16 protein-coding genes are annotated in these 13,237 nt (G+C 71.0%); 9 read left to right on the top strand and 7 right to left on the bottom strand.

Features of this window, described 5'->3' with window-relative positions; all coding sequences use genetic code 11:
• The 3 genes from ACIBX3_RS11850 to ACIBX3_RS11840 are packed head-to-tail and all read left to right on the top strand — an operon-like array spanning position 1 to position 3,776.
• Positions 1-1,857, top strand: coding sequence for a prolyl oligopeptidase family serine peptidase (locus tag ACIBX3_RS11850; protein ID WP_397115832.1), 1,857 nt, complete (start codon positions 1-3; stop codon positions 1,855-1,857).
• Complete coding sequence (locus tag ACIBX3_RS11845) at positions 1,854-3,125, top strand: M20/M25/M40 family metallo-hydrolase (RefSeq protein WP_397115830.1); 1,272 nt, start codon at positions 1,854-1,856, stop codon at positions 3,123-3,125. The genes ACIBX3_RS11850 and ACIBX3_RS11845 overlap by 4 nt, the downstream gene beginning before the upstream one ends.
• 48 nt (positions 3,126-3,173) lie before the next feature.
• A complete protein-coding gene (locus ACIBX3_RS11840; RefSeq protein WP_397115829.1) occupies positions 3,174-3,776 on the top strand; it encodes a TIGR03086 family metal-binding protein in 603 nt (200 codons plus the stop codon).
• 31 nt (positions 3,777-3,807) lie between these two features.
• Here the strand turns inward: ACIBX3_RS11840 and ACIBX3_RS11835 are convergent, their stop codons facing one another.
• From ACIBX3_RS11835 to ACIBX3_RS11810, 6 genes are all read right to left on the bottom strand, one after another.
• The gene (locus ACIBX3_RS11835; RefSeq protein ID WP_397115827.1) at positions 3,808-4,770 is read right to left on the bottom strand and encodes an ABC transporter permease; all 963 of its coding nucleotides are present in this window, start codon (positions 4,768-4,770) and stop codon (positions 3,808-3,810) included.
• Entirely contained in the window at positions 4,767-5,621 is an 855-nt protein-coding gene (locus tag ACIBX3_RS11830; RefSeq protein WP_397115825.1) for an ABC transporter ATP-binding protein, read from the bottom strand. Before ACIBX3_RS11830 ends, ACIBX3_RS11835 begins: the two co-directional genes overlap by 4 nt.
• Positions 5,618-6,010: a GntR family transcriptional regulator gene (locus tag ACIBX3_RS11825; protein WP_397115824.1), complete on the bottom strand. Its 393-nt coding sequence runs from the start codon at positions 6,008-6,010 to the stop codon at positions 5,618-5,620. Before ACIBX3_RS11825 ends, ACIBX3_RS11830 begins: the two co-directional genes overlap by 4 nt.
• A gap of 65 nt (positions 6,011-6,075) precedes the next feature.
• A complete protein-coding gene (locus tag ACIBX3_RS11820; RefSeq protein WP_397115822.1) occupies positions 6,076-6,819 on the bottom strand; it encodes a DUF427 domain-containing protein in 744 nt (247 codons plus the stop codon).
• A gap of 52 nt (positions 6,820-6,871) precedes the next feature.
• Positions 6,872-7,459: a hypothetical protein gene (locus ACIBX3_RS11815; protein WP_397115820.1), complete on the bottom strand. Its 588-nt coding sequence runs from the start codon at positions 7,457-7,459 to the stop codon at positions 6,872-6,874.
• Between the two features lie 31 nt (positions 7,460-7,490).
• Entirely contained in the window at positions 7,491-8,897 is a 1,407-nt protein-coding gene (locus ACIBX3_RS11810; RefSeq protein WP_397115818.1) for a hypothetical protein, read from the bottom strand.
• A gap of 43 nt (positions 8,898-8,940) precedes the next feature.
• Here ACIBX3_RS11810 and ACIBX3_RS11805 point away from each other — a divergent pair, with 43 nt between their 5' ends.
• Genes ACIBX3_RS11805 through ACIBX3_RS11790 form a run of 4 tightly spaced genes read left to right on the top strand, consistent with a single transcriptional unit; the run spans position 8,941 to position 10,659 of the window.
• Positions 8,941-9,513 (top strand): hypothetical protein, encoded by a 573-nt coding sequence (locus ACIBX3_RS11805; RefSeq protein ID WP_397115816.1) that lies wholly within the window; start codon positions 8,941-8,943, stop codon positions 9,511-9,513.
• A 41-nt stretch (positions 9,514-9,554) separates the two neighbouring features.
• Positions 9,555-10,109 (top strand): hypothetical protein, encoded by a 555-nt coding sequence (locus ACIBX3_RS11800; protein WP_397115815.1) that lies wholly within the window; start codon positions 9,555-9,557, stop codon positions 10,107-10,109.
• A gap of 24 nt (positions 10,110-10,133) precedes the next feature.
• Entirely contained in the window at positions 10,134-10,352 is a 219-nt protein-coding gene (locus tag ACIBX3_RS11795; RefSeq protein ID WP_397115813.1) for a hypothetical protein, read from the top strand.
• Positions 10,353-10,362: 10 nt separating this feature from the next.
• Positions 10,363-10,659, top strand: a complete 297-nt coding sequence (locus ACIBX3_RS11790) for a hypothetical protein (protein WP_397115812.1) — start codon at positions 10,363-10,365, stop codon at positions 10,657-10,659.
• A 10-nt stretch (positions 10,660-10,669) separates the two neighbouring features.
• Here the strand turns inward: ACIBX3_RS11790 and ACIBX3_RS11785 are convergent, their stop codons facing one another.
• Positions 10,670-11,536, bottom strand: a complete 867-nt coding sequence (locus tag ACIBX3_RS11785) for a DUF72 domain-containing protein (protein WP_397115810.1) — start codon at positions 11,534-11,536, stop codon at positions 10,670-10,672.
• A 70-nt stretch (positions 11,537-11,606) separates the two neighbouring features.
• Here ACIBX3_RS11785 and ACIBX3_RS11780 point away from each other — a divergent pair, with 70 nt between their 5' ends.
• Together ACIBX3_RS11780 and ACIBX3_RS11775 are read left to right on the top strand one after the other, a co-directional pair.
• Entirely contained in the window at positions 11,607-12,350 is a 744-nt protein-coding gene (locus ACIBX3_RS11780; RefSeq protein ID WP_397115809.1) for an endonuclease/exonuclease/phosphatase family protein, read from the top strand.
• 28 nt (positions 12,351-12,378) lie between these two features.
• Complete coding sequence (locus ACIBX3_RS11775; RefSeq protein ID WP_397115807.1) at positions 12,379-13,236, top strand: NAD(+)/NADH kinase; 858 nt, start codon at positions 12,379-12,381, stop codon at positions 13,234-13,236.
• Position 13,237: the final 1 nt, after the last annotated feature.

The following is a 13,237-nucleotide window of genomic DNA, read 5'->3' as shown; positions in this document are numbered from 1 at the left end:
ATGAGCATTCGACCGATCGACGTGGCCCGTACCGACGGCGGCCCCCAGTGGGTGGAGGCGGTGACCACGCCCTCCGGTGTCGAGGTCTGGTGGGACGAGCCGCGCCCGCACGAGGGCGGCCGCAGGTGCGTGGTGCGCAGGCTGCCGGACGGCTCCCGTACCGACGTGTCGCCTCCGGGGTGGAACGCGCGCAACCGGGTGGTCGAGTACGGCGGCCGCTCCTGGCGGCCGCTGCCGGGCGGCGGGCTGGTGTTCACGAACTGGGCCGACCAGCGCCTCTACCGCGTCCAGGACGGGGACCCTGTGCCGATCACCCCGGAGGGTCCCGCCCGCTACGCGGACCTCTACCTGCCGCCCGGTCGTGACGAGGTGTGGGCGGTCAGGGAGATCGGCGACGTGCGGGACCTGGTGGCGGTGCCGCTCGGCGGCGGCCCGCTCAGGGCGATCGTCAGAGCCCAGCATTTCCTGATGAATCCCCGCATCTCCCCCGGCGGCCGATATATCTCCTGGATCGGCTGGGACCACCCGAACATGCCCTGGGACGGCACCGAGCTCTGCGTGGCCCCCCTGCTGGAGGACGGCACGGCGGGCGGTCACCGGGTGGTCGCGGGCGGCCCCCAGGAGTCGGTGGCGCAGGCGGAATGGCGCGATGACGCGAGCCTGTACGCGGTGACCGATCCCACCGGCTGGTGGAACATCCACCTCGTCCCCGCGGACGGCTCTCCTGGCCGCAACCTCACGCCCGTGGAGCTGGAGTTCGGCGCCGCCGCGTGGAAGCCGGGCATGACCTGCTTCGCCGTCGCCGAGGACGGGAGCCTGGTCGCCGTCTACGGGACCGCCGACCGGCGCCGGCTCGGCGTGCTCACCCCGGAGACCGGAGAGTTGCGGGAGATCGGTGGCACGGCCACCCACTGGTCCTCGACCGTGTCCGTGGCGGGCGGCAAGGCTGCGGCGGTGCGCGCGACGCCGTACACACCTCTGGAGGTCACGCTCGTCGACCTCGGCGACGGCGCGCAGGAGGTCGTGTCGGCACGTAAGCCGCTGCCGGACCGCGCCCTGCTGCCCACCCCCGAGCCCGTGACGATCGAGGGGGTGCACGCGCACCTCTACCCGCCGTCCGGCGTCCAGGGACCCGGACCGTACGTGATCTTCGTGCACGGCGGCCCCACCGGCCACCTCCCGATCGTGCTGGACCTGGAGATCGCCTACTTCACCAGCCGCGGCATCGGCGTGGCCGTGGTCAACTACGGCGGCTCCACCGGCTACGGCCGCGCCTACCGGGAGCGGCTGCGCCACCAGTGGGGCGTGGTGGACGTGCAGGACTGCGCCAAGGTGGCCCGCGGCCTGGTGGAGCTCGGCCGCGCCGACGCCGCGAAGCTCGCCGTCCGCGGCGGCAGCGCGGGCGGCTGGACGACGGTGGCGGCGCTCGTGCACAGCGACGTGTTCGCGGGCGGGGTCGCGCACTACGCGATCACCGATCCGGAGAGCTGGGCGGCCGAGACGCACGACTTCGAGTCCCGCTACCTGGACGGCCTGGTGGGACCGCTGCCCGAGACGCGGCAGCGCTACACTGAGCGCTCGCCGCTGCTCAACGCCGCCCGCGCGTCGGGCCCGTGCCTCATGCTGCACGGCCTGGAGGACGCGATCGTGGACGTCGGGCAGGCCGAGCGGTTCACCGCGGAATTGGACAAACATGGCAAAGAGTGGGCCCTGCTGACCTTCCCCGGCGAGCAGCACGGATGGCGCAGGGAGGAGACTATCGTCGCGGTGCTGGAGGCCGAGCTGGCCTTCTACGGGCTGATCTTCGGGATGGAGACGCCGGAGGTCCCGCCGCTGAAGTTGAAGGGAAGAGCGTGAAGAGCGTTGCCGAGATCTGCTCGGATCTGATCAGGTTCGACACCACCAACCCGGGCTCGGGAGAGCGCCTGGCGGCCGAGTACGTCGCCACGCTGCTGGCCGACGCGGGCCTGGACCCGGTCGTGTTCGAGTCGGCGCCGCGCCGGACCACGGTCGTGGCGAGGATCGACGGCGACTCCCCCGACGCGCTGCTGATCCACGGCCATCTCGACGTGGTGCCCGCGGACCCGGCCGAGTGGCGGATGCACCCGTTCTCCGGGGAGATCACGGACGGCTGCGTGTACGGCCGGGGCGCGGTCGACATGAAGGGCTCGTGCGCGATGACGCTCGCGACCGTGCTCGACCTGGCCGCCCGCGGCGTGCGCCCGAAGCGGGACCTGGTGCTGGCGTTCCTGGCCGACGAGGAGGCGACCGGCGACTACGGCTCGCGGCACGCGGTGATCGAGCACCGCGACCTGTTCGACGGCGTGAGCGAGGCGATCAGCGAGTCGGGCGGCTTCAGCGTGGCCTCCGGCGACCACCGGGTCTACCCCATCGCCGTGGGCGAGCGCGGGACCGCGTGGATGAAGCTCACCGCGCACGGCGTGGCCGGTCACGGCTCGCGGCCCCCGGTGGACAATCCGGTCGCCACGCTGGTGCACGCGCTGTCCCGGGTGGCCTCCCACCAGTGGCCGGTACGCCTGACGCCGTCGGTCGCGGCGCTGATCCAGAGCCTGTCGGAGATCACGGGCCGGCCGATCGACCTGGACCGGCTGGACGCGGAGGCCGTCCGGCTCGGGCCCCTGGGCTCGCTGTTCAAGAGCCAGATCCGCAACTCGGCGAACCCGACGATGCTGGAGGCGGGCTACAAGGTCAACGTCGTGCCCTCGACCGCCGAGGCGCACGTGGACGGACGCTACCTGCCCGGCCTGCGGGAGGAGTTCCTGGAGACGCTCGACGAGCTGCTCGGGCCGAAGATCACCCGGGAGTTCGTCAACCTGGAGGACGCGCCGGCGGCGCCGTACCCGTCGGCGTTCTTCGACGAGCTCGCGGGAGCGCTGACGGCCGAGGATCCCCTCGCCCGGCCGGTCCCGTACGTGATGAGCGGCGGCACCGACGCCAAGTCCTTCGCCAGGATCGGCATCACGGGGTACGGCTTCGCGCCCCTCATGCTCCGGCCGGACCTGGACTACTTCGGGATGTTCCACGGCAAGGACGAGCGGGTCCCGGTGGAGGGTCTGGAGTTCGGCACCCGGGTCCTTTCCCGGCTCCTCACAGGTGCGGAATAAAGCATTCCGTTCTGATAGAGTGGTGTCACCACGAAAGGGGACCGACCAATGGGTGACACCACGATTTCCAGCGGCTGGGACATTCTCGACGCGTCGCACGAGGCTCTGCGCAAGGCGGTCGCCGCTGTTCCGGCCGACGGCTGGGACCGCCCCACGCCCTGTGCGGGCTGGAGCGCCACGAAGGTCTTCCAGCACGCCGCCGGCGACCAGATCGGCTTCGCCGCCGCGCTGACCGGCGAGCCCGGCCCCGCCTTCAATCCGTTCGACCCCTCCGGCGTGCTGGAGGAGGACCCGTCGGCGTTCCTGGAGGACGCCCTGGCGCGCTCGGCCAAGGCGTGGGCGGGCGTCGACCGGGAGGCCGCCGAGGTGCCGACGCCGGTGCCGCCGCACAAGATGTCGCCGTGGTCCGGCTCGGCGGCGTGCGGGCTCGACGCCGCCGTCCACGCCTGGGACATCGCCATGGCCGTCGGCGCGCCCTCGCCGCTCACCCCCGAGCTGGCCCGCCCCCTGCTGAAGGTCGCCAAGGAGATCGTGGAGCCGCTGCGCGCCTGGGGCGCGTACGCGGCCGCCCTGGAGCCCGAGCCGGGCGACGACGACGTGGCCGAGCTCCTGCGCTACCTCGGCCGCGACCCCCACTGGACGGCCGCCTGACCCGCTGTGGCGGTGCGGTCAGGCGGTGCGGTCAGGCGGTGCGGCGGAGGGTCCGGCGCACCGCCAGGCCGCCCAGAGCCGCCGACGCGACCAGCAGGATCCCGGCCTCCGTCCACTGGAACCGCCAGAACTGGTTCGGCGCGTGGTAATACACCGCGTACCGGTAGCCCTTGCCGAAGAGGCACTCCTGCCACGCTTCGGCGTTCCTGCTGCTCCGCCCCCCGTCCACCCGGCGCGGGCAGCCGCTTCCCGCCGGCTCGGCGACCTCCTTCCCCGAGGGCTCGACCCAGGCGGCACCCACCAGTCGCGCGTCGGTGTCCTCCAGCACCACCGTGCCGGACAGCTCCGTCCGCGACGGCTCGGCGTAGTGGTCGCTCAGCGCGAACAGCGTGAACATCGTCACGGCCACGCCCGCCACGGCCAGCCCCATCGCGGGCAGCGTACGCCGGAACAACGTGCCCGCCAGCGTGCCGAGCGCGAACGCGTACAACCACCACGCCGCCGGCGCCACCCCGACCATGTTGAACACGCCGAGGTTCCCGAACGAGGAGTCGATCCCGCTGCGGAACACCGGCCGCCACAGGCTGACCGTCAGCGACAGCAGCAGCCCGCCCGCCACGACGGCGCCGCCCAGCACCGACAGCTTGACCGCCAGCCACCGCCACACGGGGACGGACTGGGTCCAGGCCAGCCGGTGCGTGCCGTGTTCGTACTCGCGGCCGAGCAGCGGAGCTCCCCAGAACGCGCCGACCAGCGCGGGCAGCACCAGCGGCAGCCAGCCGAAGATCGAGTAGACCGCGTCGTACCGGCGCCCCAGGGCCGCCTCGAGATCCCCGCACTCCACCGCCGGTCCCGGGCAGCCGGGCGGGGCGTGCCCGGCGATGTAGATCCTGGCCTCGACCGCCGACCCGATCAGCAGGATCGCCAGCAGCACCAGGAAGCCGGCCGTGAAGAGGATCTGCGCCCGATGCTGGCGCCACGTCAGCCAGATCATGCGCGCACCCCCGCCGGCCCCGGCAGCGCGGCCGACTCGGGGCTGCGCAGGTAGCCCATGACAAGCTCCTCCAGCCCCGCCCGCCGGGCCTGCCAGCGCGGGTCGAGCAGGGGCTCTCCCCTGACGAGCAGGGCGGCCTGCCGCCCGGTACGGCTCGCGGACACGACCGCCGCGCCCGCCATCGTGCCGCCGGCCAGCTCGGCGGGGCCGGTCAGGACCAGGTGCCCGCCGAGCAGATCCTCGATGTCACCGCTGACCTGGAGCCGGCCGCCGTTCAGGACGACGAGCCAGTCACAGGTGTCCTCCAGGTCGGAGACGACGTGCGAGGACAGCAGCACGGTCAGCTCCCGCCCGGCCACCTCGGCCATGATCGAGCGCATCACGTCGTGCCGGGCCAGGGGGTCGAGGTTGGCCAGCGGCTCGTCGAGCACGAGCAGGTCGGGCCGCCTGGCCACCGCCAGCGTGAGCGCCACCTGCGCCTGCTGCCCGCCCGACAGCCTGCCCACCTTGCGGTCGAGCGGGATGCCCAGGCGGCCGAGCCTGTCGCGGGCGGCCCGGCCGTCCCAGCGCCGGTTCATGCGGCGGCCGAAGTCCAGCGTCTCGGCGACCGTGAAGCCCTCGTACAGCGGCTTGTCCTGGGCCACGAACGCCACCTCGCCGTGCGCCGCGACGCTCCCCCGATCAGGCCTGAGCAGGCCGACGGCGGCATGCATGAGCGTGGTCTTGCCGGCGCCGTTCGGCCCGACGAGCGCGGCCACGCGGCCCGCCGGGACGGCCAGCGAGCAGTCCCGCAGCGCCCAGCGGCGGCGGTAGCGCACACCGAGCCCGGTCACCTCCAGAGCGGGCCTCACGCCACGCCTTCCTTGGCGGCGTCGGTGAGGACGGCGGCGAACAGGGCTCGCATGTCCTCCTGGTCGAGCCCGGCCGCCCGGGCCTCGCGCGCCCACTGCTCCAGCGCGCGCCGCAGCCGGGTGTGGTCGGCGAGCTTCGCGCCCTTGATGCCCTGCCGCACGAACGTCCCCATCCCCGGCCGGCCCTCGGCCAGCCCCTCCCGCTCCAGTTCGCGGTAGGCCTTGAGCACGGTGTTGGGATTGATGGCGAGGCTTTCGACCACCTCGCGGGCGGTGGGCAGCTGGTCGCCGGGCCGCAGCGTGCCGAGCCGGAGCGCCTGCTTGACCTGGTGGACAAGTTGCAGGTACGTCGACACTCCCGAGCCGCGGTCGAGCTGGAACTCGATCACAGGTATAACACCCTTTCACTAATGGAATAGTGAAAGGGTGTTATACCCGTGCGCCGTCTGTCAACTCAGGAGAACTTCGTCTTCGGCCGCTCCTCGCGTTCGCCGTCCACGTAGATGTCGAGCTTCTCGTTGTAGAACGCGATCAGCCCGGCGACCCGCTCGCTCTCCGGCAACGGCGTCCGGTACGACCAGGCCAGGTCCTTCTTGCCGTTGACCGACCAGTACTCCGCCGTCCCCTTGTACGGGCAGTGGGTGACGGTGTCGGTGGGTTCGAGCAGGTCGAGCCGCACGTCCGTCTTCGGCAGGTAGTAGCGGGCCGGAAGCCCCGTCTCGAAGAGGATGCGCGCGCCGCGCGAGTCCGCCACGGTGACGCCGTCCACCTCGACCCGCACGTGCCGCGAACTGGGCAGGATGTCCACCCGCGTGTACGGGTCGCGCGCGTGGACGTAGACCTGCTCGTCCTCCTCGAACCAGGCGTCCATGGCCTCCCAGTCGAACGTGACGTGCCCGCGGATCTCCTCCAGCGGCGAGTCCGGGTACGCCAGCGCCGCGTCCGCCGCCTCCGCCATGCCGGAGGCCACCGTGTAGACGACGGCGTCGCCCCTGCTCGGCGAGTGCTTGCCGGTCCCGGTCGCCTTGAGCGTGGCCTCGTCCACGTCGGCGAGCGGGAAGTAGTAGGTGGGGTAGTACGGGACCTCCCACACCAGCAGGGCGGAGGTCGTGTCGGCCACCACCCGGCCGCCCAGATAGGTCCTCACACGCTTGGCCGTCCGCTCGACGCGCACCCGGCCGCGGTTCCCAGCATCCATGCTCGCCGCAACCCACCGGCGCCCCTGCCTATTCCTGGGCCTGTTCCTGGGGCTATTGCCCCCCGAACGTCGCCAGCGTCACCCAGGTCGTCACCGTGCCGACCACCGCCCCCGCCACGACCTGCGCCCACGTGTGATGCGCGAGCCGCACCCTCGCCCAGCACACCAGCGCCACGACCGCGGCCCCGGCGATCCCGGCCGGCCAGGCGGGCAGCACGTGCGCGAACACCACGACCGTGCCCGCGGACACGGCGGCGTGGAAGGAGATCTTCCAGCGCAACGTCACGGGCACGGTCACCGCCAGCGCCGCCAGCATCGCCGTCACGGTGGCCACGAGCAGCGTCGGCGCCCCCATCACCACCAGCAGCGCCAGAGCCACGAGCACGGCCGCCACGGCGGCGAGCAACGGTCCCGTGCGCCGGGAGCGCTCCACGATGTGGTGCGAGTCGAGCCGACCGGACCGCACGCCCACGGCGATGACGGCCGCCGGCACGCCACCGCAGAACGCCGAGGCGACCAGCCCCCAGGCGGCGCCGATCCACCCCTGCGCGAGCAGGCCGACGAGGGGCGGCATGGCGATCACCAGCACCTGCGGCGCCAGCAGGTTCGTCACGCGCTTCGCCACGATGTCGCCTGTCATGTCACGGAAGATTACGCGATCATGCCGGTGCTCACTTCTTGCGCCGCCAGAGCCTGCCCGTCTCCAGGTCGAGGTGGTAGACGCGACCGCTGTCGTAGCCACGGACCAGGAAGGTGCCCTCCTTCGACCACCCGAGACCGACGTCGATGAAGTCGTCGCCGGGGAACGTGGGGGTGACGCTGGACATTCGCTTGCCAGTCCTCGGATCGAAGGTCTCAACACGCATGTCATGGCCGCGGATGACCACGAAGCGGCGTCCGTCCGGCCGCAAGTTGTACGTGTCGTCGGGAGCGTCGTCCCTGACCTTCTTGAGGGGCAGGCTCATCCGCCTCCTCCCCCGGCGGTCGAGCACGAGGATCCGGGACGCCGTTGTGACCACGCTGCCGCTCCCGTTCATCTCATGGACCTTCTGCGCGGCGGGGATCCGCACCGTGGCCCAGCTCTTGGCGTCGATGATCTGCGCGCCGTCCTTGACCAGGGCGACGTACCTGTTCTGGCCCGCGAAGGTGGGCGTCGGCACCTCGCTGTCGGGCAGGCCGCCGGTGAGACGGCGGATGCCCCGGGCGTTCTCGTACGTCATGCGGCGGGTCTCCCGGTCCAGGTAGACGACGGCCTTGCCGTCAGGCCGTCGCACGAACGGCGCCGCCCGCGGCGCTCCGCCTTTCCGGATGACGTATGGCGCGGCCTGCGGAAACGGCTCCCCGTTGACCAGCCAGTACCGGCAGCGGTCGTCCAGCTGGTCGAACCACGGACAGGTGGGCTCCGCCATTTCGTCCACCACGGTGAACGCGGCCCTTTCCGGCGAGAACGGTCTGGGCATCGAGTATTCGGGCAGTTCGCGCGGCTGCGATTGCCCGGGGGTGAGCAACGCGCCCGACAACACGATTGCGGCGCCTCCGAGGTAAAGGTTTCGCGCCGACCATCGCCCGATGGCCGGCTCGGCCCGTGCCACGTCGTCCGATTCCCCAGGCGCCGGCACGGCGCTCGTTTTCCGCGCGCCATACGATACGGCCACCGCCACGACAATCACGACGGCGGCATGGGTGAGAAGCGCCGTCGTTTCGCCCCGCGTTGTCAGCAGATAGCCCATCACCAGAACGGCTCCGCCCAAACCGAGCAGCCATGCCTGCCGATAGATGTTCGCATTGTCGCGACCACGGAGCAGCGGGGCCGAAAGCCGTACATCGCCGAACACGGAAACGGCACACCAGCCCAGGACCAGATAGAACGGGTCATTGGTGAAACAGGCCAGGGGGACGGCGACGGTGAGGTCGAACAGCCGCCGGCGCCGCAGACGGGCGAAGTGAGCGATGACCTGACAGGCGTTGGCCGCTGTGACGGAAAGGCCGGTCAGGGCGGCGAACCTGGTCAACCGCTCCCGCGTGACCGGCACGGCCGCCACCAGCAGGGTGATCACGGCGGCTGCCCAGAGAATCATCGGCGGTATCGTCACGAGGGGCCACCCTATAGGGTTCTGTTTCGTGAATTCGGATGACGTGTGGCAGCAATTCGGCGTCACCTCGTGGCCCGCACAACGTGCGCGATTACGCGCCGTGGTGTTCGGTTGCCTGTCGCTCACGGTCATCGCCGCGGGCCTGTGGTGGTCAGGGGCGATAATCCCGCATATCCGATGGGAGCTCGACGATTTCTTCCTCCACGCCGACGTGGATGAGAATGGCGTCCTGTCCGCCTTCGTCCATATCGATGTGGAAAACGAGGGTGCGGCGTCCTTCACCCTCACCGATATCTCGGCGGAAGTTCCGGGCCTCCGCTTCCTGCCCGCCGACACGGCGAAAGAGGAACGTCCCGCGGTCACCGTGGCGCCCGGCGACCTGGAAAGGCTGACGCGGCGCGTCGTCATCACCGACTGCGCCGCGGTACCGCACGAACCTCAGCCGATCCGCTTCACCTATGAAACCTGGACGGGCACGAGGTCTGCGGAGGTGACGTGGGATTCATGGCGGCTGAACGGCCCTGAAGAGGATCTCCCCATCGCCTGGCAGCGGGCCCTCGCCGGCAACGTTTGCAATCAGGCGGTGAAGGATTGGTCCTGACAGGCGGCCCAGCAGCCGGTGGCGACACGCCCGAAGGGCGCATGCCGCCCGTCACGAAGATCGCTCTCGGATTCGTCCTCGTCTTCGGCGCCCTCCGCCTGAACGGCTTCGACCTGCTGCTCGATCCCGCCGGATGGGGACTGTGCGCAGCCGGGCTGTCTCAACTGCAGCGATCCGCGGAAGATCCCTTCGCCCGGGCAAGGTCCATCGCCCTCGTCATGTTCTTCCTCTCGTTCGCCGCCATGATCGACTACGACCGCGGCTCGGGCGAGCACCTGACGGACTCCCCCGTCGAGCACGTGATCGGCCTCGCCGGCACAGCGGGAGCCCTGATCGCCGTCTGGCTGACCGTCGAGGCCGTCATCAGACGGTTGCGCTCCCACGAGGAGACCTCCAGAGCCGCCCGGCTCGACGTGCTGCGCTGGGCCGTGGCCGGCCTGGGCGTGCTCGGCGTGCCGGCCGGGTACGGCTATGCCGTCCTCGGCCCCGTCACGGTCATCGCCTGGTTCGCCGCCTTGGTCGCCCTGATCATCGTGCTGTACCGGTCCGCCCGGCTGCCGTGCCTGTCACCGACGCGGAAGCCCGTGACCGGCTAGGCATTCGCAGAAAGGTTGTGGGGCATGCTGCCCGTCACGAAGATCGCTACTGGTTTCGTCATCGCTTTCGGCGCTCTCCGCATCAATGGCTTCGACCTGCTGCTCGACCCGGTCGGATGGGGATTATGCGCATCCGGGCTGGCTCAGCTGCATCGATCCCCCGGCGACGGCTTCGACCCGGCCAGGACCCGCCGCCATCATCATGGTCTGTGTCTCGGTTGCCGCTATGTTCCCGCTCGGTGATTTTCAGCACGTGGCCGGCATCGCCGGCACAGCCGGTGCCTTGATCGCCGTCTGGCTGACCGCCGACGCCGTCATCGACCGGATCCGGCCCAATGGAGAGACCTCCAGGGCCACCTGGCTCGACGTGGCGCGCTGGACCGTGGTCGGGTTGGGAGCGCTCGGCATGCTGGTCGGGTACGGCTACGCCGCCGTGGCTCCGATCACGCTCATCGCCTGGTTCGCCGCCATCGTGGCCCTGATCGCGGTGCTGTACAGCTCGGCCCGGCTGCCGTGCCTCTCCCCCGCAGGGGTTCCCGAGGCGAACTGAGCACATCGACTCAGAAGAGAGTCAGCGGCTCCTCATCCGCCTGCCCGGGCCCTACCGGCTCGGGCAGGGGTTCGAGCAGGGGCACGCGGGACCGTACCTCGTCGTGGAAACGGCGCGCCAGCGTCGGCGCGTCGGCGTTGTCCGGGGTGTGGATGAAGACGGTCGGCGAGCGCCCTTCGCGCAGCCATTCGGAGACCGTGTCCACCCACGGCCGCCACCCCTCCACGGTCCGGTCCGTGGCGTCGCGTCCGAGGTAGCGGACGATCGGGTGACCGGTGAGGGCTCGCGTGCGGCGTGGCACGCGGGGTTTCTTGGTCCAGGCGTCGCGTTCGGCGTCGCTGGTCGGTGGGCTGGCGAAGAAGGCGGTGGTGTCGAACGGGACCCACTCGGCATCACGGCCCGCCAGGACCTGCTCCAGCAGCCGTTCCGAACGCTCATCCGCGAAGAACGCGCGGTGGCGGACCTCGACCGCATAGCGATATGACCCGGGAAGGCGGCGGAGGAAGGCCGCCAACGACCCCAGATCGGACGGGCCGAACGAACTCGGCAGTTGCACCCACAAGGCGTGGTTACGCTCCCCCAGCGGCTCCACGGCCTCCAGGAAAGAGCGCAACAGCTCGTCCGCGCCCACCAGGCGGTGCTCGTGGGTGATGGGCTTGGGGAGCTTGACCACGAAACGGAAGCCCGGATCGGTCTGGGCGGCCCACGACTCCGCCGTCGCCCGCGTCGGGGTGGCGTAGAACGTCGTGTTGCCCTCCACCGCGTTGCACCACGTCGCGTACGCGCGCAACCGCTCCCCCGGCGGGAGCGGGCCGGGCAGGAACCGGCCCTGCCACGACGCGTGCGTCCACATCGCACATCCCACATGAAGCCGCATGCCCTCGACGCTAGCGGAGTCCGCTGAGACGCTGTCCGCGACAGGAAGATCCCGTCGCAAAGGGGAGCCCATGATCCGCGTCATCCTCGCCCTCACCCTGACCCTGAGCGTCTTGGCCACGCCTGCCTCGGCCGCGCAGGAATACCGCGTGCTGCAGCTCAACCTGTGCCACAGCGGCGTCAACACCTCCTGCTACAACGGCGCCGCCACCCTCCAGGAGGCGAACGCCGTCATCACCGCCAGGCAGCCCCACGTCGTCTCACTCAACGAGATCTGCCGGAACGACCTGCCGCAGCTGGCCGCCGCCATGGCGAACGGCTTCAGCGCCTTCGCCCCGGCCCGCCGCCCCGACGGCACGCCCGTACGCTGCACCAACGGCGACGAGTACGGCAACGGCCTGATCTTCCGGTCCGCCACCCCCGGGACCGTGTTCTCCGGCCAGTACGCCACCCAGGACAGCGGCAGCGAGAAGCGCGTCTACGTGTGCGCCGAGTTCTCCGACCTGGTCGGCTGCAGCACCCACCTGTCGACCACCGGAAACGTCGCCATGGCCCAGTGCAAGGCGGCCATCGCGATGCTCCGCGACCGGGCCGTGGCCGGCAAGCCGACGTTCCTGGCCGGCGACTTCAACCTGAAGTACGCCCCGCTGATCGGTCCGAATGTCCAGGACTGCAACGTCTCCCCCTTCTTCCGTAAGGGCGACGGCAGCGTGCAGCACGTCTTCGCGGCCAACGTGGGATTCGTGCGGACCGAGGTCGCCGGCATGCGCTACACCGACCACCCCGCCCTGCACGTCGTCCTGACCCGGCCGTGACCGTGCTCCCACCGCATATGGTTGCCCCATGGGCATGGTCGGGACGGTCGGGCTGGTGTTGCACCCTCAGCGCGATTCCAAGAAGGCGATAGACACCATCCTGCGCTGGGCGGCGGGCAAGGGCGCCACCGTGCTCGGGCTGCCCGAGGAGGTGGGGCGGATCGACTGCTCCGCCGTGGCCGTCGACGCCGAGGCGCTCGTCGAGCGGGCCGATCTGCTGGTCGGGCTCGGCGGGGACGGGACGATGCTGCGGACCATGCGGCTGCTCGCCGGGCGGCCGACGCCCATCCTCGGAGTGAATCTCGGGCGGCTCGGGTTCCTGGCGGAGATCGACGTGGACGAGCTGGGCGACACGCTGTCGGCCATCGACGGGCACCGGTACACGATCGAGCCGCGCATGGCGATCCGGAGCCGGGTCGGGGACGTGGAGGTGACCGCGTTCAACGACATCGCGCTCGTACGGATCCCCGGGGAGGGGCTGGCGGCCGTGTCCGTGAGCCCGGCAGGGAGCGATTTCGTCAGATTCGCGGCGGACGCGGTGATCGTGGCGACGTCCACGGGGTCCACCGCCTACAGCTTCTCCGCCGGAGGGCCCATCGTGTCGCCCCGGGTGGAGGCGGTGCTCGTCGTGCCCGCCGCCGCGCATTCCGCGTTCAACCGGGCGCTGGTGCTGCCCGCTGACGAGGAGGTGACGCTGGAGGTGCTGCCCACCAGCGGGCGTCTGGCGGTGGAGGTCGACGGGGCGATCATGGGGCATCTGTGTCCCGGTGACAGCATCACGGTGACCGCCTGGCCGGGGGCGGCGAAAGTGGTACGGCTCGGCACGACCTTCTACGAGCGGGCCCGGCGGAAGCTGCGGGTGGACGGCAGCACCGAGGCCTACTGAC

The sequence above is a fragment of the Nonomuraea sp. NPDC049480 genome, from assembly GCF_044465905.1.
Lineage (GTDB): Bacteria > Actinomycetota > Actinomycetes > Streptosporangiales > Streptosporangiaceae > Nonomuraea.
The sequence above is the reverse complement of the archived record's forward strand: the minus strand, read 5'-3'. Positions and strand labels throughout refer to the sequence as shown.

Coding starts and splice junctions, on each gene's coding strand:
- ACIBX3_RS11835 (WP_397115827.1), bottom strand. CDS start 4,770: ATGATCTGGCTGACGTGGCGCCAGCATCGGGCGCAGATCCTCTTCACG.
- ACIBX3_RS11780 (WP_397115809.1), top strand. CDS start 11,607: ATGATCCGCGTCATCCTCGCCCTCACCCTGACCCTGAGCGTCTTGGCC.
- ACIBX3_RS11815 (WP_397115820.1), bottom strand. CDS start 7,459: ATGACAGGCGACATCGTGGCGAAGCGCGTGACGAACCTGCTGGCGCCG.
- ACIBX3_RS11820 (WP_397115822.1), bottom strand. CDS start 6,819: ATGGATGCTGGGAACCGCGGCCGGGTGCGCGTCGAGCGGACGGCCAAG.
- ACIBX3_RS11795 (WP_397115813.1), top strand. CDS start 10,134: ATGCTGCCCGTCACGAAGATCGCTACTGGTTTCGTCATCGCTTTCGGC.
- ACIBX3_RS11850 (WP_397115832.1), top strand. CDS start 1: ATGAGCATTCGACCGATCGACGTGGCCCGTACCGACGGCGGCCCCCAG.
- ACIBX3_RS11785 (WP_397115810.1), bottom strand. CDS start 11,536: ATGCGGCTTCATGTGGGATGTGCGATGTGGACGCACGCGTCGTGGCAG.
- ACIBX3_RS11800 (WP_397115815.1), top strand. CDS start 9,555: ATGCCGCCCGTCACGAAGATCGCTCTCGGATTCGTCCTCGTCTTCGGC.
- ACIBX3_RS11840 (WP_397115829.1), top strand. CDS start 3,174: ATGGGTGACACCACGATTTCCAGCGGCTGGGACATTCTCGACGCGTCG.
- ACIBX3_RS11775 (WP_397115807.1), top strand. CDS start 12,379: ATGGGCATGGTCGGGACGGTCGGGCTGGTGTTGCACCCTCAGCGCGAT.
- ACIBX3_RS11810 (WP_397115818.1), bottom strand. CDS start 8,897: ATGATTCTCTGGGCAGCCGCCGTGATCACCCTGCTGGTGGCGGCCGTG.